At 64.4% G+C, this 22512-nt stretch carries 23 protein-coding genes; 8 read left to right on the forward strand and 15 right to left on the reverse strand.

What is annotated here, in order from left to right:
* Positions 1 to 37: 37 nt before the first annotated feature.
* From HJO_RS13285 to HJO_RS13315, 7 genes are all read right to left on the reverse strand, one after another.
* Positions 38 to 847 carry an SDR family oxidoreductase gene (locus HJO_RS13285; protein ID WP_035617614.1) on the reverse strand — a complete coding sequence of 270 codons (810 nt, stop codon included), beginning with the start codon at positions 845 to 847 and terminating at the stop codon, positions 38 to 40.
* A gap of 41 nt (positions 848 to 888) precedes the next feature.
* Entirely contained in the window at positions 889 to 1743 is an 855-nt protein-coding gene (gene nadC / locus HJO_RS13290) for a carboxylating nicotinate-nucleotide diphosphorylase (protein WP_035617616.1), read from the reverse strand.
* Positions 1740 to 3311, reverse strand: a complete 1572-nt coding sequence (locus tag HJO_RS13295) for an L-aspartate oxidase (RefSeq protein ID WP_084142003.1) — start codon at positions 3309 to 3311, stop codon at positions 1740 to 1742. The genes nadC and HJO_RS13295 overlap by 4 nt, the downstream gene beginning before the upstream one ends.
* On the reverse strand, positions 3295 to 3765 hold the full coding sequence (locus HJO_RS13300) for a hypothetical protein (protein WP_035617619.1): 471 nt from the start codon (positions 3763 to 3765) through the stop codon (positions 3295 to 3297). The genes HJO_RS13295 and HJO_RS13300 overlap by 17 nt, the downstream gene beginning before the upstream one ends.
* Before the next feature lie 81 nt (positions 3766 to 3846).
* The gene (nadA, locus tag HJO_RS13305) at positions 3847 to 4989 is read right to left on the reverse strand and encodes a quinolinate synthase NadA (RefSeq protein WP_035617621.1); all 1143 of its coding nucleotides are present in this window, start codon (positions 4987 to 4989) and stop codon (positions 3847 to 3849) included.
* 210 nt (positions 4990 to 5199) lie between these two features.
* Positions 5200 to 6660, reverse strand: a complete 1461-nt coding sequence (locus HJO_RS13310) for a M20 metallopeptidase family protein (protein ID WP_084142005.1) — start codon at positions 6658 to 6660, stop codon at positions 5200 to 5202.
* Between the two features lie 80 nt (positions 6661 to 6740).
* Positions 6741 to 8762, reverse strand: coding sequence for a lytic transglycosylase domain-containing protein (locus HJO_RS13315; protein ID WP_035617625.1), 2022 nt, complete (start codon positions 8760 to 8762; stop codon positions 6741 to 6743).
* A 102-nt stretch (positions 8763 to 8864) separates the two neighbouring features.
* Here HJO_RS13315 and dapA point away from each other — a divergent pair, with 102 nt between their 5' ends.
* Complete coding sequence (gene dapA / locus HJO_RS13320) at positions 8865 to 9743, forward strand: 4-hydroxy-tetrahydrodipicolinate synthase (protein WP_035617809.1); 879 nt, start codon at positions 8865 to 8867, stop codon at positions 9741 to 9743.
* Positions 9744 to 9752: 9 nt separating this feature from the next.
* Complete coding sequence (gene smpB / locus HJO_RS13325) at positions 9753 to 10232, forward strand: SsrA-binding protein SmpB (RefSeq protein ID WP_035617628.1); 480 nt, start codon at positions 9753 to 9755, stop codon at positions 10230 to 10232.
* Positions 10233 to 10332: 100 nt separating this feature from the next.
* Here smpB and HJO_RS13330 read toward each other — a convergent pair whose 3' ends face one another.
* From HJO_RS13330 to HJO_RS18550, 3 genes are read right to left on the reverse strand one after another with little or no spacing between them, the layout of a single operon-like run.
* Positions 10333 to 11004: a uracil-DNA glycosylase gene (locus HJO_RS13330; RefSeq protein WP_035617630.1), complete on the reverse strand. Its 672-nt coding sequence runs from the start codon at positions 11002 to 11004 to the stop codon at positions 10333 to 10335.
* Positions 10994 to 13066: a gamma-glutamyltransferase family protein gene (locus HJO_RS13335; protein ID WP_035617632.1), complete on the reverse strand. Its 2073-nt coding sequence runs from the start codon at positions 13064 to 13066 to the stop codon at positions 10994 to 10996. Before HJO_RS13335 ends, HJO_RS13330 begins: the two co-directional genes overlap by 11 nt.
* Complete coding sequence (locus HJO_RS18550) at positions 13066 to 13491, reverse strand: TIGR02301 family protein (RefSeq protein WP_035617633.1); 426 nt, start codon at positions 13489 to 13491, stop codon at positions 13066 to 13068. Before HJO_RS18550 ends, HJO_RS13335 begins: the two co-directional genes overlap by 1 nt.
* Between HJO_RS18550 and HJO_RS13345 the strand changes: the two genes are divergently transcribed.
* On the forward strand, positions 13471 to 14463 hold the full coding sequence (locus HJO_RS13345; RefSeq protein WP_051618606.1) for a D-2-hydroxyacid dehydrogenase: 993 nt from the start codon (positions 13471 to 13473) through the stop codon (positions 14461 to 14463). The two genes, HJO_RS18550 and HJO_RS13345, sit on opposite strands and share 21 nt — an antisense overlap.
* 21 nt (positions 14464 to 14484) lie before the next feature.
* On the opposite strand, the gene HJO_RS13350 is transcribed toward HJO_RS13345, so the two are convergent.
* Entirely contained in the window at positions 14485 to 14970 is a 486-nt protein-coding gene (locus HJO_RS13350) for a pyridoxamine 5'-phosphate oxidase family protein (protein WP_035617636.1), read from the reverse strand.
* Positions 14971 to 15207: 237 nt separating this feature from the next.
* Complete coding sequence (locus HJO_RS13355) at positions 15208 to 16191, reverse strand: NAD(P)H-dependent flavin oxidoreductase (protein ID WP_035617638.1); 984 nt, start codon at positions 16189 to 16191, stop codon at positions 15208 to 15210.
* A gap of 204 nt (positions 16192 to 16395) precedes the next feature.
* Here HJO_RS13355 and HJO_RS13360 point away from each other — a divergent pair, with 204 nt between their 5' ends.
* Both HJO_RS13360 and HJO_RS13365 read left to right on the forward strand, forming a co-directional pair.
* Entirely contained in the window at positions 16396 to 16689 is a 294-nt protein-coding gene (locus HJO_RS13360) for a hypothetical protein (protein WP_035617640.1), read from the forward strand.
* A gap of 169 nt (positions 16690 to 16858) precedes the next feature.
* On the forward strand, positions 16859 to 17194 hold the full coding sequence (locus HJO_RS13365; RefSeq protein ID WP_051618607.1) for a hypothetical protein: 336 nt from the start codon (positions 16859 to 16861) through the stop codon (positions 17192 to 17194).
* Positions 17195 to 17269: 75 nt separating this feature from the next.
* Here HJO_RS13365 and HJO_RS13370 read toward each other — a convergent pair whose 3' ends face one another.
* Together HJO_RS13370 and HJO_RS13375 are read right to left on the reverse strand one after the other, a co-directional pair.
* Complete coding sequence (locus HJO_RS13370) at positions 17270 to 18055, reverse strand: SDR family NAD(P)-dependent oxidoreductase (protein ID WP_035617642.1); 786 nt, start codon at positions 18053 to 18055, stop codon at positions 17270 to 17272.
* A 56-nt stretch (positions 18056 to 18111) separates the two neighbouring features.
* The gene (locus HJO_RS13375; protein ID WP_035617644.1) at positions 18112 to 18570 is read right to left on the reverse strand and encodes an NUDIX hydrolase; all 459 of its coding nucleotides are present in this window, start codon (positions 18568 to 18570) and stop codon (positions 18112 to 18114) included.
* 50 nt (positions 18571 to 18620) lie between these two features.
* On the opposite strand from HJO_RS13375, the gene HJO_RS13380 reads away from it, so the two are divergent.
* Positions 18621 to 19625, forward strand: coding sequence for a patatin-like phospholipase family protein (locus tag HJO_RS13380; RefSeq protein WP_035617646.1), 1005 nt, complete (start codon positions 18621 to 18623; stop codon positions 19623 to 19625).
* Here HJO_RS13380 and rsmD read toward each other — a convergent pair.
* A complete protein-coding gene (rsmD, locus tag HJO_RS13385; RefSeq protein ID WP_035617649.1) occupies positions 19622 to 20182 on the reverse strand; it encodes a 16S rRNA (guanine(966)-N(2))-methyltransferase RsmD in 561 nt (186 codons plus the stop codon). The two genes, HJO_RS13380 and rsmD, sit on opposite strands and share 4 nt — an antisense overlap.
* Positions 20183 to 20234: 52 nt before the next feature.
* On the opposite strand from rsmD, the gene HJO_RS13390 reads away from it, so the two are divergent.
* Together HJO_RS13390 and HJO_RS13395 are read left to right on the forward strand one after the other, a co-directional pair.
* Positions 20235 to 20696 (forward strand): nucleoside deaminase, encoded by a 462-nt coding sequence (locus HJO_RS13390; protein WP_241764750.1) that lies wholly within the window; start codon positions 20235 to 20237, stop codon positions 20694 to 20696.
* 22 nt (positions 20697 to 20718) lie between these two features.
* Positions 20719 to 22470 (forward strand): cation:proton antiporter domain-containing protein, encoded by a 1752-nt coding sequence (locus HJO_RS13395; RefSeq protein ID WP_241764751.1) that lies wholly within the window; start codon positions 20719 to 20721, stop codon positions 22468 to 22470.
* The last annotated feature ends 42 nt before the right edge of the window (positions 22471 to 22512 follow it).

Consider the following 22512-nt stretch of genomic DNA (forward strand, 5'->3'; position numbering starts at 1 on the left):
GTCGATCATGTGATCGGCGGTCTTCTTGTATCCGCCATCAGCTGCGCGGCGGAACCTGTGCCTTGACGCGCTTGCGGATGGCGCCGGGCAGCCAGCGGGTCATGAAGCGGGCGCGCTCTGCATCCTTGCCAACCATGTAGTGCACGTCCTTGCCATGCGCCGCTTCCCAGGCGCGCTCGGCCGCCATCGAAACCGGATAGACGGTCATGCCGTTCTCGCGCAGCTGGTCCGACATTTTCACGTTTGCACCGGCCGCCGCGCCCATGTCGAGGATCGGCGTGTCGATGAACCAGGGCATCAGGCTGGTGACGCGGATGTCCAGGTCGCGGAACTCCGCATCCAGCGCTTCCGTCAGTCCACGGACGGCGAACTTGGTGGCCGAGTAGACGGCAAGCTGGGGAGAGCCGACGATGCCGGCGGTCGAGGCGGTGTTGACGATCCGCGCGCCGGGCGTGTCGCGCAGCATGGGCAGGCAGGCATGGACGCCATTGATGACGCCCTTGAGATTGACGTCGATGACCCAGTCATTGTCATCGGCGGAGACATCTTCGAACCAGCCGTGGCGCCCGACGCCGGCATTGTTGAACAGCACGTTCATGGCGCCCTCGGTGGCCTCGCCAAACCCTGTGACCGCCTGACTCCATTCGGCCCGGTTGCGCACGTCCAGCTGCGCGACATGGCAATTGTTGCGGCCGATCTCGTCGGCGACCTCCTTGAGGCCCGCTTCGTTGACGTCATAGAGGCCGCAAAACCAGTTGCGATCAGCGAAATAGCGCGCCGTCTCGGCGCCGATGCCCGAGGCCGCGCCGGTGATGAAGATGCTCTTTCGCCCGCCGGATCCTGCCATGCCCTGTCCTTCCTGCGAGAAATGTCCTGTGAATGCCAGTGTCAGACGACATCCAGCCCCACGTCAAGGTTGGGCGCGGAATGGGTGAGCGCGCCAACCGATATGAAATCGACACCCGTCTCGGCGATTCCGGCCACTGTGGAGAGAGTGACGCCGCCTGACGCTTCGGCTGTGACCCGGCCATCAATCATGGCGACGGCACGGCGCAGGGTGTCGTTGTCCATGTTGTCGAGCAGGATGGCGTGCGGGGCGTGGGCAAGCGCCTGGTCGAGCTGGTCCAGCGTGTCGACCTCGATCTCGATCATGCGCAAGTGTCCGGCATAGGCCTTGGCGCGGGTCATGGCCTCGGCGATCGAGCCGCAGGCTGCAATGTGATTGTCCTTGATGAGGATGGCGTCATCGAGACCGTAGCGGTGTGCCGTGCCTCCGCCACAGCGCACGGCGCGTTTCTCGAGGGCGCGATGGCCGGGCGTCGTTTTCCGTGTGCAGACAATCCGTGCATCGGTGTGGGCAATGGCTTCGACGAAGGCGCGGGTGAGGGTTGCAACGCCCGACAGGCGGCCGATGAAGTTCAGCATGGTGCGTTCGGCGGTGAGAATGGAGCGGGCGGTGCCGTCGAGGCGACCGATAATGTCGCCAGGCACGATGGCGCTGCCGTCCGGCTTTTCGATCACGAGCTGCATGGCCGGGTCGATCAGGTGCAGCGCATGCGCGGCGGCGTCGAGGCCTGCAATCACGCCCGGCTTGCGGGCGGCGATCACGACTCGCATGTTCGTGTCCGGAGATATCGTGGCATCGGTCGTCAGGTCGCCGGCCCGGCCAAGGTCTTCAGCGAGGGCGAGCCGGACGATCGGGTCGAGGATGATGGCGGGCAGGGGCGGGGGGACAGGGCTCATGTGCTGGCAACCTTTTCGGCTGGGTCGTCAAACGCCCGGATCAGGAACTGGCGTTCGGGTGCGTTGGTTTCGGGGAAGTCGCTGCGAAAATGGCCGCCGCGGCTTTCGGTGCGGGCAAGCGCGGCCGTCGCCATCAAGCCGGCGGTGATCAGTGGCCGGGCCGGGCCGTGGGTGGCCTTGAGCGCATCAATGTCTGAGAGCAGCGTATCGAGGCCCGCCGCGTTGCGCACAACGCCGCACTGTTTCGACATGCCGGCCCGGAGCGCCTGCAGGGCATCGTGGGGCAGCGAAGCCGGCACCGTGCCGCGTGTTGCGATCGCCGCGTCCAGCGCCGCGTTGCGCAGCCGTCCGGCGATGCGATGGGAAAAGACAACAGCCTCGAGGAGGGAGTTGGAGGCCAGCCGGTTGGCGCCGTGCGCGCCGGTGGAGGTGCACTCGCCGCACACCGAGAGGCCGTCGAGAGTGGACGCGCCCCAGAAATCGGCGACGATGCCGCCCATGTGATAATGCGCCGCCGGCGCGATCGGGATCATGTCGAAGCGCGGGTCGATGCCGGCGCTCTTGCAGGCGGAAAACACGGTCGGGAAATGATCGGGGAAATGATTGCCGACGGCTGTGCGGCAGTCGAGGAAGGCGCCGCGGCCGGCAGCCCGTTCCGAATGGATCGCGCGGGCGACCTCGTCGCGCGGCGCCAGCTCTTCAAGCGTGTGATAATTTGCCATGAAGCGCGTGCCGTCCGTATTGCGCAGGGTGGCGCCTTCGCCGCGCAGGGCTTCCGTGGCCAGCGGCGCAGGATCGCGGCCAATGTCGATCGCAGTGGGGTGGAACTGGACGAACTCGACGTCGGCCAGCAGGGCACCGGCTTCGTAGGCCATGGCGATGGCGTCGCCCCTGGCTTCGCGCGGATTGGTGGTGACCTGGAACAGGCCACCCGTGCCGCCCGTGCACAGGACAGTCTCCCGGGCGGTGCAGGTTGTCAGGCGGCCAGCCTGGTCACGCAGGACAACGCCGCCAACCCGCAGCGTATCATCCTGCAGCAGCGCGACGGCCCGGACGCCTTCGATGACGCGGATATGGTTCGCTGCGGCGACGGCCGCCACGAGCGCGTCCATGATCGCCTTGCCGGCAAGATCACCAGCGACGCGTGCGACGCGCGGGCGCGAATGCGCTGCTTCGAGTGACAGGGCGAGGGCGCCGTCGGGTGTGCGGTCAAACGGAACGCCGAGCTGTACCAGGTCACGCACGCGCGCCGGGCCTTCTTCGGCGATCAGGCGGGCAATGACGGGATCGACCAGGCCAGCGCCGGCGTTCACCGTGTCAGTGGCATGTTGTTCTGCGCTGTCGAGCGGGTCGAGTGCTGCGGCAAGGCCGCCTTGTGCCCAGGCGGAGGACGCTGCCTGGCCGAGCGGGGCGGGCGAGATGACGAGGCAGGGACGCGGTGCCAGCTCGAGCGCGAGGAACAGGCCCGCAAGGCCGGCGCCGACGATGAGCACGTCGCTTTCCGGCGCGCCGGTCGCCGTGAGTGTCTGAATGCCTGCAGTGGTCACCGTATCAGGATATCCCGTCATTCGCCCGGCGGAACTCCGCCGGGGCCGTCACGGCCGACACGAGGGCACCGAACATGCGGTCGGCGGACTCGATCGTCAGCGTGAAATTATCAGGGACATAGACGAGGCCTTCGAATTTCGATTCCAGCATTTCCTCGATCTGGGAGCGGATCGAGACCTGGTTGCCGAAGCGCCGCGCCTGGCAGGACTGGCGCACCACAGAGCGGCCCCACATGGAGCAGACTTCGACGGCTGTAAGCTCGCACGAATAGACGCCAGGCTCGGGATTGGGCGACAGGTTCATCGTGCCGGTCATCAGGCATTCGCCGCCACGATAGGGCCGGGTCTGGAAACTCCAGGTGCCCAGCACGTCGGCCTTGTCGGCGTCATCGTCATTGCCGGCATGAGCCGGTGCGCCTGCGAGCAGGGCGAATGCCGCAAGGGCGGCCGCCAAGCGTGTCCTGCCCTGGAACATCGTCTACCTCCTGATCGCCGCCTCGGCGCCTTCATGTGAGATTAGTCCCACCCTGACGGGCGGCACAACTACCAAGCTGCCTTACACGACCATTTCGAGTTCAAGTGGCTTGAGACCGGTCTTGAATGCCAGTGGGCGCTCAAGTTTCGGCAGGGCCATCATGGCATCGAGCGCTTCCTTGGCCCGAACGCGCACGTCTTCCGGAATCTTGACCTCATATTCCCCGGTGACGAGGCAGTCATAGATGTTTTCCAGCGTGATGCGTTTCATGTGCGGGCAGAGGTTGCACGGCCGTACGAAATTCACGGTCGGATTCTCTGCAGCGACATTGTCGCTCATCGAACATTCGGTGAGGAGGACAACCTTGTTCGGCTTGTTTTCCTTGACGTAATTGGCGAGCGCCGATGTCGAGCCGGCAAAGTCGGCCGTTTCCAGAACGTCAGGCGGGCATTCCGGGTGGGCCAGGATGACGACGCCCGGATAGGCGTCGCGCAGCTGGCTGACATCGTCGGCCGAGAACAGCTCGTGCACTTCACACGCGCCCGGCCAGGTGATGATGCGGATATCCGTCTGGGCCGCGACATTCTTGGCGAGGTACTGGTCTGGCACCATGATGACGGTGTCGGAATTCCATTCCTTCGCGATGTGTTCGACAACCTGCGATGCATTGGAGCTGGTGCAGGTGATGTGGCATTCGGCCTTCACGTCGGCGGTGCAGTTCACGTAGGTGACGATGGGATAATTCGGGTACTTTTCCTTGATCAGGCGCACGTCGGCCCCGGTGATCGATGCGGCGAGCGAACAGCCCGCGCGCAGGTCCGGGATCAGGACTGTCTTGTCAGGGGCAAGGATCTTGGAGGTTTCGGCCATGAAATGCACGCCAGCCTGGACGATGACACCGGCAGTGGTGGCAGAGGCTTCGCGCGCAAGCTGGAGGCTGTCGCCCCGGAAGTCGCCGACGAGGCTGAAAATGTCCGGCGTCATGTAATTGTGGGCCAGGATGACCGCGTTCTTTTCCTTTTTCAGGCGGTTGATCGCGGCGACGAGAGGCGCGACCGCGGGCCATTCCATCGGCGTGATGAAATCCGCAACCAGCGGATAGAGGCTGTCGGTTTCGGCGCGGACAGCATCGTCATAGACGAGACCGCGCTCTGCTGCGGCGGACGCGCCGCGCAAAGGGGTGGGTGTTGGGCATCCGGGAGCGGAATCGATCAATCTGGCCATGAGGGGTCTCCTTGCATCGGGCCACTTATGCTCGATATGAGTATAATATAGACCTTGAGCCGTCAGTTTCAAGGATTTCCTTCAAACGTCTGGAATTGGGGCTCTCACGCGCCGCTTCTGCGATACTTATGCGCACTATGAGCAAAAGGGGTGTAGCGAACCATCGCCCGGAAGGCAAGATGCCGTCCGGGCCAGAGACGTCGTTTTTGCCTAGTCCTTGAAGAGCTCGATCGCCGCAGTGGTCATGGACTCAACGCCAGTGGCGATGGTCGGGTCATAGGCGGGCGCGAAGGTGGAGGAGTGGAGCGAGGGCAGGGACGGTCCGCCATTCCGGGACGCGGCATATTTTGCCGGGTCCACGGCGCCGACCCAGAAGATGACGCTCGGGATTTTCTCCGCCGTCCGGGAATACTGGCTGAAATCTTCTCCGCCCATGACGGGTTTGACCTCTTTCACATTGGCGGCGCCGAGTTCCTTTGACACGGCCTTCATGACCCGGTCAGTGGTGGCCGGGTCGTTATAGGTGGCGGGCGTGTAGTCGGTTTCGACGGTGACTTCGGGTTCCGGTGCATCGTATGCTGCGGCCTCGGCCTTCGCGATGCGGGCGATGCCGTCGAGCAGCATCTTGCGCGTGTTGTCGTCATAGGACCGCACGGTGATCAGCAGCGTTGCCTCGTCCGGGATGATGTTGTGCTTGGCGCCGGCCTTGAACGAACCGACCGTGACCACGGCGCTGTCCTGTGGATCGGTGTTGCGCGAGACCAGGCTCTGCAGGGCGACCACAATGTTCGATGCGACAAGGATCGGGTCCCGGGTCGTGTGCGGGTAGGCGCCATGGCCGCCGACGCCCTTCACCTTCACGTCGACACTGTCGACATTGGCAAGGGCGAAGCCGCGTGAATAGTTGATGGTGCCAGCCGGTGCCCCCGCCGAGACGTGCATGGCGAGGTTGTAGTCAGGCTGCGGGAACCGGGTGTACAGGCCGTCGGCCAGCATGGCTTCGGCGCCAAGGCCGATCTCTTCGGCAGGCTGGGCGATCATGACCAGCGTGCCCTTCCACTTGTTCTTTTTCGCAATCATTTCGCGGGCCGTGCCGATCCACACCGTCATGTGCACATCGTGGCCGCAGGCATGCATGACCGGGCTTTCGACACCGGTCCAGGTTTCCGATTTGACCTTGGAGGCGAAGGGGAAGCCGGTCTGTTCCGGCACCGGCAGGGCGTCCATGTCGGTCCGGATCAGGATGGTCGGCCCCTTGCCGTTCTCGAACACGCCAACCACGCCATAGCCGCCGACACCGTCCTTCACGCCGCCGACATCGCGGATGGCCTTGTCGGTGACCCAGTTCTGGCCGACGCCGGTGGTGACGTTGAACCCGAGCGACTGCAGCTCGCTGGCGAGGATGGCAGATGTCTTGGCCTCCTTGAACGAGAGTTCAGGGGCGGCGTGAAGGCGCTTGTAGATCTCGATCAGGGCGGGGTCTGCCTTGGGCAGCGGCGTGGTGGAGGCTGCGCTGGCGGGCGCCACACTGGTGCCGTCCGGGTTGGTGGCGGCGGCCTGGGTCTTCGCTGGCGTGGTGTCAGCGGACGTGTCCGGCGCAGTGCCGCTGCCTGGTCCTCCGCAGGCGGCAAGGACAAGGGCGAGGGCGGTCAAGGCGGCGGGGCGGAACATCGCGGAAAACTCCTGAATTGGTCTGGCGCGACCCTACTAGAGTTTCACGCCCTGCCAAGGGCCGTATCAGGGCGTGATGCCTAGTCCTGTCCGCGTTTCAGGTCTTCCGAAAGCTGGATGTCGACCGGCGTGCCGGAGAGGCGCTGACGGTAGACCTGCGTGTTCTCGAGCACGCGCTGGACATAGTTGCGCGTTTCCGAAAACGGGATGAATTCGACCCAGTCGATCGGGTCGACCTGGCCGGTGCGCGGATCGCCATAATCCTGGATCCATTGGCGCGGACGGCTGGGGCCGGCATTATAGGCCGCCGCTGTCATGATATAGCTGCCGCCAAAGCGCGAGAGCAGGGTGTCCAGGTGCTGGCCGCCGAGGGTCATGTTGTAGCCCGGATCATCCGTCAGCCAGGACGTGCGATAGGGCAGGCCGCTCATGCGCGCTTCGGATTTCGCCGTCGCAGGCATGAACTGCATCAGGCCGCGTGCGCCGACATGGCTGATGGCATTCGGGTTCATTTCGCTTTCCTGGCGGGACAGGGCGAGCATCAGCGGGCGCTCGACACGCGGCTCGCGCAGCATCGGGTAGGAGACCACAGGATAGGCAGCATCAGTGGCGACGATGCCCTTGGCGAGGCCTGCCTTGGCACCGCGCACACCGATGTCCGGCACCTGGTATTCGGTTGCCAGGCGCGAGAGCAGGATGAAGTCAGACTCGGACGTGAGCTCGTCGTCGAGGTGGTAGGCGAACTCCCGGAACATGGTCGTCTCGCCGGCCTCGCCGAGCAGGCGCAGGGCCTTGACCAGCGGCAGGGCTTCGAACGCGGCGATGTCCTGCGGTGTCGGTTCTGTCGATGCCGCGAAGGAAATCATCCTGTCGCCAAGGCGTTCTGCTGCGAGCTGTCCGTAATAGGTGAACTTGCTTTCCGCGGCGGCCCTGTAGGAAACGGTCGCTTCGTCTGCCATGCCGAGCGTGTCTTCTGCCCGGCCGGCCCAATATTGCCCGCGCGACGTGCTGATCGGGGTCGTGACGCTGGCGGTCATGTCCTGGAAGTGTTTCAGGCTGCGTTCGGGATTGTCGTTCAGCCGCAGGGCGATCCAGCCAGCGACCCATTCCGCGTCAGCGAAATCGGAGCCCCCGGTCATGCCGTGCGGGGCGGCCAGTTGGTAGGCGCGCGCCCAGTTGGCATCCTTCAGGTCCTGGCGCATGGCGACATTGCGCTCGTCCCAGAGTTTCGAGAGCCCGGCGCGCGGAATGTCGTTGGCGTTGATGGCGACCAGCAGCGGCGTCGCGCCTTCCTGGTTGTTATGGGTCCGGCGCCAGCGGGCGCGATCGTACAGCAGACCCGGATTATTCTGCAGCGCAGCTGGCACGGCATCGACCAGCGCATCGACGTTGCGCCCGCGCCCGGCCAGCGCGATGCGGGCATCAACCAGCTTGCGATAGTCGGAACTGAGCAGGGGCTTCAGGTTTTTCGCGGCCGTGCGCTGGTTGGTCCACAGCAGGAACTCGACGCGGGCCCGGTGGTCGGCCTCGGTCAGCATGCCGCCATAGGTGGCCAGCACGATGCGTTCGAGGTCGCGTTCCATCGAGTTGTTGTGCCAGGCATCCTTGATCAGCGGTTCGGCCTTTTCCGGCATGCCGACGGCCCGGTAGCTGCGGGCGAGCGCGATCTTGCCGGCGCCCGTGCGCGGGCCGGACTGGGTCAGCCAGGCGATCCGATCCGTGTGGCTGAGCGAGGACTCATCGATGATTTCCTCGGCGCGCTTGCGCATCCGGTCAGTCTTCGGCCAGGTCGGCAAGGCGTCGAGCGCGCCGGACACTTCATCGAAGCCCATGCCGGGAACGCCTTCGCTCGCGCGGGTCCAGATGATGAGATCGCGGACAGCCGGATCGGTTGCCTGATTTTGCAGTCGGGCCACTTCGTTCCAGTCATAGCGCCGGGCGGCGGTCAGCGCATTGTGCAGGACTTCAGCATTTTTCGGGTCGGTTGCCGCCGAGCTGTAGACTCGTTTCGGCTTGAGGCTGGGCGCATCCGGCAACGCGGATGCTGCGGCGCTGAAGCCCGTAAAAGCAAGAAGAACGCAAATCACAAAGGGTCGCATCATGGAAACTTCACCGGTGTTTATTTATGTGCCAAAGCGTGAGAAGGCATTGAGACCTTAGTAATCAACATGTCTCACCAACACTTGAATCACGGCAAGAATACGATGTTTCACGGCTCAATCCCAGCTCTGGTCACACCATTCAAGAATGGTGCCGTTGACCGGGACGCGTTTGCATCGCTTGTGGAGCGCCAGATTGCCGGAGGGTCCAGTGCTCTGGTGCCGGTTGGCACGACGGGGGAGACCTCAACACTGTCGATCGAAGAGCACAAGGCGGTTGTCACACTCTGTGTCGAGGTGGCGGCAGGCCGTGTGCCGGTGATTGCCGGGGCCGGATCGAACGCGACGGACGAAGCAATTCACCTTGTCCAGCATGCCAAGGCGGTTGGCGCCGATGCCGCGCTGGTGGTCTGCCCCTATTACAACCGGCCCGACCAGGCCGGCCTCGAGGCCCATTTCCGGGCGATCAATGATGCCGTGGCGCTTCCTGTGCTGCTGTACAATGTGCCAGGCCGGACCATCGTGGACCTGTTGCCTGCAACCGTGGCCCGTCTGGCCCAGCTGCCGAACATTGTCGGGATCAAGGATGCGTCCGGCGACGTTGCCCGCGTCAGCCAGCACGCTGCGCTGGTCGGCGATGCGCAATTTGTCCAGTTGTCCGGCGAGGACCCCAATGCGCTTGGCCACATGGCCATGGGCGGGGCCGGCTGCATTTCCGTGACGGCGAACGTGGCGCCTGACATCTGTGCCGCGATGCACGCGGCCTTCCGGGCCGGCGACCTGGCCGGTGCGCGGGCCATCGAGCGCAAGCTGATCGCCCTGCACAAGGCGATGTTCTGTGCGCCGTCGCCGGGACCGGCGAAATATGCCCTGTCGCGCCTTGGCCTGTGCCAGCCGGACGTGCGCCTGCCGATTACCGAGCCGGATGCTGCCGCCTGCGAGACCATCGACGCAGCTATGGCACTTGCAGGCATCAGGCCCTAGATAGGGCTCATGTCAAAGACACCGCAGACCAAGGGCAGGGGCGATGGCCTCGTTGCAGAGAACCGGCGTTCCCGGCGGGAGTATTCCGTCGAGGATACACTGGAGGCCGGCATCATGCTGGTCGGTTCCGAGGTGAAATCCCTGCGCCAGGGCAAGGCCAATATTGCCGAAAGCTATGCCAGCGTCGAGGATGGCGGGCTCTACCTGATCAATTGCGACATCCCGATCTATAATGCCGCCAACCGGTTCAACCACGAGCCCAAGCGCAAGCGGAAGCTGCTGGTGTCGAAGCGGGAACTGGCGAAGCTGTCGCAGGAAGTGGAACGGGCGGGCCGCACGATCGTGCCGCTGAAGCTATATTTCAACGATCGGGGCATCGCCAAACTGCTGATCGGTACGGCGACCGGCCGCAAGGCGCACGACAAGCGCGAGAACGAGGCCAAGCGCGACTGGCAGCGGCAGAAGGCGCGGATCCTGAAAGAGGGGTGAGACGCAATACCGCCTGCCAAGAGGGCTCATCCTGAGCGAAGTCGAAGGAGAGCCCGTGCGCACGCACCCGTCCTTCGACTTCGCTCAGGATGAGTGCTTTTCAGCCGACAATTTCTTTCGCCACGGCAAAAACGTCCTCGAACATTTCGGGCGTAAGGCGCTTCGTATTCGTGTTGTAGCGGCTGCAGTGATAGCTCGACAGCAGGGTCAGGGGGCGGCCGTCGAATTCAACGTCATAGCGGGTGTTGTGGCCGAACGGATGGGCGCTGAGTTTCAGGCCCAGGGTGCGCACGGTCGAATCGTGGCTGATTTTTCCCAAACACAGCAATACCTTGAGATCGGGCAGGGCGGCGATGCGGGACTGCAGGAAGGGGCGGCAGGCGTTGATTTCGGCGCCGATCGGCTTGTTTTCCGGGGGTACGCAGCGTACCGCATTGGTGATCATGGCCTTTTTCAGCTTTAGACCATCTTCGGGGTCTGCCGCGTAAGTGCCTGACGAAAAACCGAATTTTTCCAGCGTCGCATAGAGAAGGTCGCCCGCCCAGTCGCCAGTGAAGGGCCGGCCCGTGCGGTTGGCCCCGGTCACGCCGGGGGCGAGGCCGACGACCAGAAGACGAGCGGTTTCATCCCCAAAACTCGGCACCGCGCCGTTGAACCAGTCCGGCTCGCGGGCGGAGACCGTCTCGCGATAGGTCACGAGCCGGGGGCAGAGGGGGCAGTCGCGGGGCGCTTCGGGGGGTGGCAGGGGGGTGGAGGGGGCCTTAGTAGCCATCCGCGGCGCCGTCCTTGCGCATTTCGGTGGCGGCGATCCAGGCGCCGGAGTCGAAATCGCGCATGATGGCCTGATAACCGCCGGCATTGGCCGAACAGCACTCGACCGTATGGCCGCGGGCCTCGAGTTCGGCGCGGGTGGCGGGCGGGATGCCGCTTTCGAGGTGGACCACACCGATATCGGCTTCGCACGCGTCACCATCGAGGGCGTTGGTCGGCTCGCAGCCGCCGGTATGTTCCCAGCGCGCGGCGTCGCCGGCTTCCTGCAGGCCCATGTCGAAGTCGACGAGGTTGAGGATCACCTGCACGTGGCCTTGCGGCTGCATGCCGCCGCCCATCAGGCCGAAGCTGAGCCAGGGCTCGAACGGGCAGGCCTGTTCGATCGGCACGGCGCGAGCCTGGCAACCGGGCATGTCCTTCCTGAAGGCGAAGGCCGGGATGATGGTGTGGAAGGGGCGCTTGCCGGGGGCGAAGACGTTGGGGTGGGCCGGGTCGAGGCTGAACAGCTGGCCGCGATCCTGGAACATGAAGCCGAGCCCGTCAGCGACAAGGCCGGAGCCCATGCCGCGATAGTTCGACTGGATCAGGGAGACCATCATGCCGTCACTGTCGGTGACGGTGAGATAGGTCGTGTCGCCGTCTTTCAGCTTGGCGTCGGCCTCGGCAAGCCGCGCATCGAGCCAGGCGCGTGTCCGCTCGAGGGCCGTTTGTTCCTCTTGTGTCAGCCCGTCCTGCGCGAGCGCGGTTTCCGTCTCGCCGAGCTTCGCCTGGAACTGTTCAATCCGTAACTGCTCTGCGGCTGAATCGGCTGCATGAGGCAGATAACCCGGAACCTTGTTCACATCGGCATTGGCCTGGTTCAGGTCGATGGCAGAGGCGCGCAACCGGGCATAGGCCGGGTTCAGGAACTGATCGGCGTCAATGTCGGAATAGGCCGGGTCCGCATAGCCTCTCGCCCGGTCAACAAAGGCGAGACGCTTGGCTTCCACCTGCGCCATGATCGAGTCGGCAGAGCCGAAGCCCATGCTGCGCAGGTCGAACTTTTCCAGCATCTGCAGCATTTGCAGGGCCGCGATGCCTTGTGTGTTCGGCGGCAATTCGCACACCTTGGTGTCTTCGCGATAGGTCACGCAGACCGGCTCGACCCATTCGCCTGTGTGGGCGGCGAAGTCTTCGTAGCGAAGTGGCCCGCCGATGCGTTCGAAATAGGCGCCCATGACGTGGGCGGTGTCGCCCTTGTAGAACTCGTCGCGGCCGCGCAGGGCGATGCGTTCCAGCGTGTTGGCAAGGTCCGGGTTGGTGAACAGGCTGCCTTCATGGGGCATGGGCGAGAAATAGGTCTTCTTTGCGTTGTCATACTCTTCCAGCATGCCGCTTTCGAAGGCCGGCTCGAACCGTTTCGGGCCGAAGCTCCAGTAATAGGAAATGACTTCCGGCACAGGCGCGCCTGCGCGGGCGTAACGGATGGCCGGTTCGAGATCCATGTTGATCGGGCGGCGGCCGAATTTTTCGTGCAGGGCAAACCAGGCGTCGACCGTGCCGGGCACGGTGACCGGGGCGGTGCCGAAGGGCGGGATTTCCTTGCCGTCCATGTATGTGTCGGCCTTGGCCTGCACGTCTGCCAGCGTGGCGCCCATGGCGGACCGACCGGAGCCGTTATAGCCGTAGAGCTGCTGTGTCGTCGGGTCCCAGACGATGGCGAACAGGTCTCCGCCGATGCCGTTGGCGGTTGGCTCGACGAGGCCGAGCATGGCGTTCGCCGCGATGGCGGCGTCCATGGCGCTGCCGCCAGCCTTCATCACGTCGAGGGCGGTCTGCGTGGCCAGAGGATGGGCGGTTGCGGCGGCGGCATGGGGCGCAACGACAGCCGAGCGCACGCCGATCGGGTGGCCGGCGGGCATGCGGTCACCGGGGCCGGGGGCAATGTCCGCTGTCTCGACGGACGCCGGTGGCGCTGTATCCGCAACCGGCGCGAGGGCGTCATCGCCGGCATCGGTCGGGGTCAGCGATGCGCAGGACACCGCGAGCAGCATGGCGGCGCCTGTCAGGATTGGTTTCATCATCAGTTCGGCCCTCGCTTGCGTGTTTCCTTGGGAAAGTAATGGGTCGCCATGCGGCCGGAAATTTCCTGGCCGGCGCGGGCGAAGCGCGCCTCGGCCTCGACGGCGCGGTTGTCGCACGTCAGGTACTGCGCGCTGGTGCGGCTGTAGGCATTGTTGAAGCCCTCGACGAGCGCGGAGCGGAGGTTGCCGCGGTCCGGCGCTTCATAGGCCAGCATGTCGGCCATGTAGCGGCGCCAGTACTGGTCCTCGCGGCCATTGCAGCGCATCCGGATCGCGTGGGCCGACCCGAGCGTCGCAGCGAGTTCGGCCGCGTCGCGGAAATAGTCCGGCCCGCGCAGGGGAATACCAGCCTGCGCCACGGCAGAGCTTGCACCCGCGAACAGGAGCGCGCTAAGCAGGGCGCCATGAAAGACTGTCTTGTTCATGCGAAGACCTTCGCGCGCATCGCCCCGAGGCTCAAGAGCTTCGAAGACAAACTCAATATCATCGTGATGGACGATTCCGGCGCATTCGCCAATGCGCGGACGGGAGAAGCCGTCGTGGAACCGAAACCGGAGATCGCTTTCGGCAATGCCGACGCCTTTTTTGGGCCGAGCGTCCGCGAATTCGTGCTGGCGGTTGCGCGCAGCGACCGGCTCGACTGGTTCCAGTCTGCCGCGGCAGGCATCGAGAACCCGGCCTTCGTGATGATCGGCCAGGCCGCACGGACGTTCACAACCAACCATACCCAGTCGGAAGCCATGGCCGAATGGGCCCTCTGGCAGGCGCTCGACTTTTTCCGGCAGGGACCAAAGCACCGCGCCCAGCAGGCGGCGGGGCATTGGGAACGCCACGATTCACGCGAAATCCGTCGCTCGAAATGGCTGATTGTCGGCTTTGGCTCAATCGGCGCATCGACAGGCAGGCGGGTCATGGCGCTGGGCGGCGAAGTGACCGGCGTGCGCCGCTCGCAGGGCCTGGCCGAAGGGGCCGACAGGATCGTGCCTCCAGACCGGATGATGGCCGAATTGCCGGGCGCAGATGTCGTGCTGGTGTGCCTGCCGCACACACCGGAAACCGAGGGCATGGCGAATGCGGACTTCTTCGCGGCGATGAAGCCGGATGCATTGTTCATGAATCTCGGCCGCGGTGCGCTGGTGGACGAGGCGGCCCTGATGGCGGCGCTCGACGCCGGCCGCCCGGCGCACGCGGCGCTGGACGTTGCGTCGGAAGAGCCGCTGCCCAGGGACAACCCGCTCTGGTCGCACCCCGGCGTGACGCTGACCCCGCATGACAGCCCGCAGACGCAAGGCACGATCATCGGCGCCGACGACACGTTCATCGAGAACCTGCACCGTTACTTCAATGGCGAGCCGCTGCACCACCTTATCGACAAGGCAGAGTTCGCGGCAGGCTGAGCGGCGCCCGCAGGGCGTGCATCACAGGCTGATCTCTGCGGTCTTGTCCTTGTAGTCTTTCTTCGGATCGCCCCCGAACAGCATCTTCATGCCGGCAAACACACTGTTCTCGTTAAGCCAGACATGCGCGTGCTCGAGCTCCAGCCGCAGCAGCCGCAGTTTCGGATCGTGCTGCCCGTCATACCAGGCTGCAACGAACGGGTTCCACAGGCGATCGACGACAGCCTGGTCGTCGTGACGCTGGAGCTGGCCGTGGAGTGTCGCGAACAGGCCGTGCCCCTTGGACACGAATTGCGCCGTCGCCGGCTTGGTGTCCATGCCCAGGTCCTGCACCAGGTCGACGTCGCTGGCAGAGAATATCCAGATCGGGCCGGCGCTTTCATGCTCGATGATTGCCGTCATCGGCTGGCTTGCGCCTTCCCCTTCGTTTGCAAGGCCGATCATGATCGTCCTGTCAGACTTCAGTTGCGACCATAGCTTGTTTTCGATTTCCGTCTGGCTCGACATGCCTGTCTCCTGTGTTGGGTTGCCGCACACCAACAGGCGATGGCGCAGACGGTTCCGCGCAGGCGGGATGCACCCGCAGGAGGCCGGGGCTTACTTCATGCCGGATGACTTCCAGCGGCCCGGCGGGGACGGGACCCCAGGAGCGCCTCGATCGCGCCGGTGTCGAGGGCGTTGACGGGCGGCCGGTCGAGGGGGACCAGGACCTGCCCGCCGGACGTTTCGGACAGAACGCCCGTGTCAGGCCTGTTCGGACGTTTTCATGCCCGCCATCCGGTCGATTGCCGCTTCGGCATCGCGCATGATGTCCGCGACGATCGTGGCCACGGGCTTGACCGCGTTCACGCCGCCAGCCGACTGGCCCATCGCAAAACAGGACGTGTCGGGATCGAGCTTCGCCTCGTCGACAATGCCACCGATGCCGCCAATGACGCCCGTCTGGCTCGAATGGATGGCCTGGAACGGGAAGGGCTGGATGTCCTGCGGACGGGTTTCCCAGTCATTGATGTAGTCATTGGTGCGGCAGCGCATCGGCTTGCCGGAATAGCAGCGCGTGCGGGTCGTGTCGGTGTCGCCTGCATTGACGATGGCCTGCTTGTACATGTTGGCGGCGTGGGCCTCTTCGGATGCGATGAAGCGTGTGCCCATCCAGACGCCGCAGGCACCGAGGGCGAGGGCGGCTGCGAGGCCGCGCCCGTCATAGATGCCGCCGGCAGCGATGACGGGGATCTTCACGGCTTCGACCGCCTGCGCGACAAGCGGCAGCGTGCCGACAAGGCCGGTATGGCCGCCACCTTCGCCACCCTGCAGAATCACTGCGTCACATCCGGCCTGCTCGGCCTTGACTGCGTGTTTCACGGCACCGCCGACGACCATGACCTTCACGCCGGCATCCTTCAGGCGCTTCATGATCGGCAGGGGCACGCCGAGGCCGGCGACAAACGAATCAGCGCCGCCCTTGATGATCACGTCGACGGATTCCTCGAGGCTTTCGGGACTGGCGGCAAGAAGATCGACGCCGAACGGCTTGTCCGTCAGTTCGCGGACACGTTTCATCTGGCCGGCAATGAAGTCGGGCCCGGTGCCGGCCATGCCAAGGACGCCATAGCCGCCCGCATTGCACATCGCGGCGCAGAGCTCGGCATAGGACACGCCTCCCATGCCGGCCAGCATGATGGGATGCTTGATTTTCAACATCTGGGTCAGAGCCGTATTCAGGGCCATGGGGAATGTCCTTCTTGCAATGGATTCTGGTGCAGCCACTCTAGATGCCCACCCTAAGGTCAATGCAAGTCGCCATGATATTGGGCGGCACCTGACACAATCGCCCTTGGTTTGCCGCAATCCCGCCGCGATCTGCCGTCAAATAAGGCGGCAAGCCGACGGATTGTCCATCGGCCGAACAAGTCAAAAAGAGGGGAAGCTCCTATGACGAAACTTTTTGCAAGCGCTGCTGTTGCAGCACTTCTCGCTGGCGGTGCCATGGCCATGGGTCCTGAGACGGATGCAATGGCAGCTCCGGAAGCGACTGTTGAAGCGGCTGATGCTGCTGAAGTCACAGTAGCTGACGAAGCAGACGTTGTTGTCGCTGACGAAGCGGACGTTGTTGTGGAAGCACAAGGTGACGGCGAAGCCGAAGTTGTCGCCGAAGAAGAAGTAGAAGCAGACGTCGAAGCCGACGCTGAAGTCGAAGCAGAAGCTTCGACCCCGGATGCCGAATAGCAGCCGATCCTACAGGAATTTGCCCTCTCCCTACCGGGAGGGGGCTTTTTCCACTATAGAGACTGAAGGGCCGGGCCAACACGGTCGTCTGACAAAATGAACTTTTAGTAATGAGCGGGAAGTGCTATGGGCCGTCCCGGTCATTGGACCAATAACAGGGGTAATACGAATGAAGAACATCATGATCATCGGCGCTGCAGCGCTGGCTCTCGCCGCTTGCAGCCCCAAAGCAGATACAGCACCAGCTGCCGAATCGGCGCTCGATACGGCCAGCGAAGCTGTTGATACGGCAGCAGCTGCTGCTGACGAAGCCCTCGACACTGCTGGTGAAGCGCTTGACGCTGCCGCAGAGAGCGACACTGTTGAAGCTGCTACGGCTGCTGTTGACGCTGCCGGTGACGCTGTTGATTCGGCAATGGACACTGCGTCCGACGCTGTTGACGCTGCAACGGACGCTGTGGAAGCCGCAGCCGAAGAAGTGACCGAAGAAGCACCACAGGAATAAGCAAGGCGGTTTACGCCGAGACGCAAAAGGGCCGCTCCCAGGGAGCGGCCCTTTTTTGTCCGGACGCCGTTCGGCTCAGAATACGGAGTAGCCGCCGTCAACGATCAGTGTCGTGCCGGAATGGTATTTCGAGGCATCGGATGCGAGGTAGACCGCGATGCCGCCGAAGTCTTCCGGTTCGCCCCAGCGCCGAATCGGCACGCGCGAGATGACCTTGGCATTGAACGTGTCATTGCCCTGGGCGGCGCCGGTCATGTCGGTGGCAATCCAGCCAGGCAGGATGGAATTGCCACGGATGTTGTAGCGGCCATACTCAACCGCGATTGCCTTCATCATGGAAATCAGTCCGCCCTTGGTCGCTGCGTAGGCCTGGTTCCGTCCGGCCCCCTCGATACCCGCCAGCGACGCCGTCCCGACGAGGGAGCCGCCCGGATCACCGGCCTTGGCGCGCTTGACCATTGATTTGGCCGCTTCGCGCAGGGTGAAGAACGCACCTTCCATGTTGATGCGGTGGTTGTAGCGCCAGGTCTCCAGCGTCATCTCTTCAAAGCTCGCTGCGCCGCGCCCGACGCCGGCATTGGCGATGCAGGTGTCGATCCGGCCAAAGAAGGCCTCGGTGTCGGCCATGGCCTTCACGACCTGGTCTTCCTCGCCGACATCGACCGCCCAGGCGGCGACCTTGCCGGTGCCAAGCGCTTCCAGTTTCGCGGCGGCCTTGTCATTGTCTTTCGCATTGCGACCCCAGATGGCGACATCGGCATTCGAGGCAGCAAGCGCTTCCGCCATTCCGAGCCCGATGCCCTTGTTGCCGCCTGTCACGAGGCAGGTTTTTCCGGTCAGGTCGAAGGGCGCGTAGGTCATGGTCGTCTCCTGTGGGGGTGATTTTGGCGACACCACACAGATGACGCCGGGGAGGGTCAAGGGATTCTTGGGCTGGCCTGAACGATTTGCCGGGCCTCGGCGATGATCCGGCGTGTTTCGTCCCAGATTTCGAGCGCGGCGAGGCGGTCTGGCGAAATCCATTCCGCATGGGCGGCGTCGTCGCCAGCGACGGGCTCGCCCGCCTGCCACACCGCGGCATAGTCGAACAGCAGGTAGTGGCGCCGTGTCTCGCCGGTGCTGCGCGAGGTGAAGATCGCGTCCACCACGTCGACAAGGCCCACCATGCGCGCCGTAACGGCGGTTTCCTCGTGCAGTTCGCGCAAGGCAGCACTGGCCGTTGGTTCGCCGAATTCGATTCGCCCGCCGGGAATCGACCATTCGCCGGCCAGCGGTTTCGTGCCGCGCCTGATCAAAAGCACGTCATCGCCGCGAAAACACACTGTTCCCACGGCAGGAACGGGCCACAAGGGCAAGGACTGCCGGTCTTCCGTCATGACATAAGGACCTTCAGGTTATAGCCGGACCTCATAGCAAGGAATCTCGCATGGCAAAGCAAAAGCGGCGTACAATCAGTCTGGCCCTGCAGGGCGGCGGTGCCCATGGCGCCTATACATGGGGCGTGCTCGACCGGCTGGCGGAAGAGGAAGACCTGGATATCGCGGCGATCTCTGCGACGTCCGCCGGTGCGATCAATGCCGTCGCCTGGGCCGCCGGCATGACGGCAGACGGACCGGCCGGGGCCAAGGCCAAGCTGGAGGCCGTCTGGCGGGGCGTGTCCAATAGCGGCGCACGGACCTCACCATACGGCGCCCTGAGCGCCATCGCCTTTGCCTATGCCAGTGCCTTGCAGAGCGTTGCGAGTCCCTATGACCTCAATCCGTTCAACTTCAATCCGCTGCGCCAGACGGTCGAGAGCGAGATTGATTTTGAGGCGGTGCATGCATCCGGGATCCTGCTCTTCCTGTCCGCGACGAATGTGGAAACAGGTCGTGTGAGAGTGTTCGGAAAGGGTGAGATTTCTGCCGATTCCGTGCTGGCATCCGCTTGCCTGCCGCAGACGTTCCAGGCCGTCGAGATCGACGGACAAGCCTATTGGGATGGCGGCTATCTCGGCAATCCGAGCCTGTTCCCGTTGATCTATTCGGGCGCGCCGCGGGACGTGCTGCTGGTGATGCTGAACCCGATTGCGCGGCCGGGCATCCCCAAGCGCGCCGGGGAGATCCAGGAACGTGTCAACGAGATCAGCTTCAATGCCTCGCTGATCGGCGAGTTGCGGGCCATCGCCTTTGTCCAGCACCTGATTGATGGCGGCATGTTGAAGGAGGCAGTCCTGAAGAAATATCGCCGCCTGAATATCCACGCCATTCGCGGCGGGCAGGACCTGATCGAACTCAGCCTGGCGACGAAGTTTGACACGAGCTGGAATTTCCTGACCGGCCTGCGCGATCAGGGCCGTGCGGCCGCCGACGCCTGGCTGCGGGACGATTCCCACCATATCGGCAAGAAGACCTCGAACATCGACCTGCGGACGGAATTCCTGGATTCCTAGGCGCGGGTCAGGAACCACACCCGCGCTGCGCCATAGGTTCGTGCGTCGAGAAGGGTCCAGCCGTCGAAGGTGGGTGTTTCGTCGGCGGCGGTTTCGACCACAGCGAGGGCGTCCTGCGTCAGCCAGCCGCCTGTGACAAGCGACGCCAGTGCCGGCTCGGGCAGGGCCTTGTGATAGGGCGGATCGAGGAAGGCGAGGGTGAACGGCGCGCCGAGATTGGCGGGCTTCGGGCCGAGGTCGGTGGCCGACCGGCGGTGGATGCGCGTCGTGCCGAACAGGCCGAGCGTCTCGCAATTGTCGCGGATGGCGCCGCGCGCGGCCGAATCGGTCTCGACGAACAGGCAGAAGGCAGCGCCACGCGACATGGCCTCGAGGCCGAGCGCGCCGGATCCGGCGAACAGGTCGACGACGCGGGCGCCTTCGATGGACGGGGCCCACGTGGCGTGGGCGATGAGGTTGAACACCGCCTCGCGCGCCCGGTCGCCGGTCGGGCGGGTGCCCTGACCCTTTGGCGCCGCGATGGGACGGCCCTTGAATTCGCCTGCAATGATCCGCACGAGGAAAGCACCTGCTCTTTACTTTCCCGGCGTGTAGGGCGATCTCAGGCCGATGACAATTACTGTCTCCCCGATGGCGCGCGCGCTGGAACTGGCGGGCCTGGCCGCTGAAGCGGGCGAAGTTCCCGTGGGTGCGGTGATCGTGGACCCCGCGACAGGCGAAATTGTCGCCGAAGGGGCGAACCAGCCAATCGCTGCGCATGACCCGACCGCGCATGCCGAAATCATCGCGCTGCGTGCGGCGGCAGAAAAGCGGGGCAATTACCGCCTGACCGACCTGCATATGTACGTGACGCTTGAGCCATGCGCGATGTGCGCCGGGGCGATCAGCCTGGCGCGCATTGGCAAACTGGTATTCGCCGCGTGCGACCCGAAGGGCGGGGCCGTCATCCACGGGGCACGCTTCTTCGAGCAGCCGACCTGCCACTGGCGGTCCGAGGTTGAACAGGATGAAGCGTCTGGCGAGGCGGCGAGCGCGCTGCTCAAGGCCTTCTTCCGGGCGCGGCGCGGATGAGTGTCATGCGGCGTATCCACGATTGCCGGCCCGCCGGGGCGCAGACCTGATGGGCGGGCATGGTTACGATGTCCTGATCAAGGATGCGCTGGTCTTCCTGTTTGCCGCAGGCGTGGTCGTGCCGGTGTTCCGGTACCTGCGGTTGCCGACGGTCGTCGGCTTCATGCTGGCAGGCGTTGTGCTCGGGCCTTATGCGCTGGGGTCGCTGGCGCATGTCCAGCCATTGCTGGAATACGTGTCGGTGTCCGATCCCGAGGCCGCTGCGCCGTTTGCGGAACTCGGCATAATGTTCCTCTTGTTCCTGCTGGGCCTGGAGTTCTCGTTCGGGAAACTCTGGTCCATGAAGCGCGCCGTGTTCGGGGCAGGGGGGCTGCAGGCGGCGTTGAGCGCTGCGGTGATCGCCGGGGCGGTGTACTGGGCGGGTTTGCCGGCCGAAGCGGCGATCATATGTGGCCTGGCGCTGGCCCTGTCATCGACGGCGATCGTCATGCAGATGCTGGTCGAGCAGAAACGCGCAGCCCGCCCGGTGGGACGCGCAGCGCTGAGCGTTCTGTTGTTCCAGGACATACTCGTTGCGCCCATCCTGATCTTCATCGGCTTCCTGAGCATGGGGGAAGGCGCCAATGTTTCGTCCGTCCTGGTCGAGGCGGCGGTGAATGGCCTGATCGCAATCGCGTTCATCATGCTGATCGGGCGCTTTGCCCTCAGGCCGATGTTTCGCCTGGCCGCGCAGGTCGGCGGGCGGGATTTCCTGATGGCGCTGACATTGCTGACAGTTGTCGGTGCCGCGACCATCACGGCCACGGCGGGCCTGTCACTTGCGCTGGGCGCGTTCCTGGCCGGGCTGCTGCTGGGCGAGACCGAATTCAAGCACCAGACGGAAGTCGACCTCGAACCGTTCAAGGGTGTCCTGCTGGGCGTCTTCTTCATGACCGTGGGCATGGCGCTGGATCTGCCGTCGCTGGTGACTCAACCGGGGGTGATCTTCGGCGGGCTGGCCGCCTTGCTGGCGGTCAAGTTCCTGATCGCGTTCGTGGCCTGCCGGCTGTTTGCCGGGGACAGGCTGGTCTCCATCGAGACCGCCAGCCTGCTGGCGCCGGCGGGAGAATTTGCGTTCGTCGTGGTTGCCGCCGCCGGGACAGCCGGTGTTCTGGATGCGGGCACGTCAGGCAGGATCGCCGCGATTGCGGGCCTGTCCATGCTGCTGATCCCGGTGTTGGGGCGCCTGGGCGGGTGGGCCGCCTCGTGGCTTGAGGGTGATGAACCCGAAGCGCATCTGGACGAGGATTTCTCGGACATGAAGGGGCATGTGATCATTGCGGGCTTTGGCCGGGTCGGTGAGACGGTTGCCCGCATCCTGACGGTGGAAGACACCGAGATCGTGGCGCTGGAACGCAGCGCCGTGCGCCTGGTGCAGGCCCGCAAGGGCGGGTGGCAAGTCTTCCTGGGCGACGCGGCGAGACCTGAAATCCTGCACAGTGCAGGCGCGGATGGTGCGCGCCTGTTCGTTGTGACCGTGGATGATGTCGCCGCTGCGGAGGCGATGGTGACATCCTTCCACCGGCTGCACCCTGACGTGCCGATCGTGGTGCGTGCGCGCGATCATGAACATGCTGCACGGCTGCGTCTGGCGGGTGCCACCCACGTCATCCCGGATGCGATTGAATCCGGCATGCAGATGGCGGGACGGGCCCTGACCGAGTTCGGCTATGACTCAGAAACCGTCCGCAGTCGCCTCGCAGCCGAGCGCGGCGAGGAATACCAGCGCAGCTGACGACGGGCGGGCACGGCCATTTTGAAAGGTGCCCTTTCGTCA

It is taken from the genome of Hyphomonas johnsonii MHS-2 (assembly GCF_000685275.1).
Lineage (GTDB): Bacteria > Pseudomonadota > Alphaproteobacteria > Caulobacterales > Hyphomonadaceae > Hyphomonas > Hyphomonas johnsonii.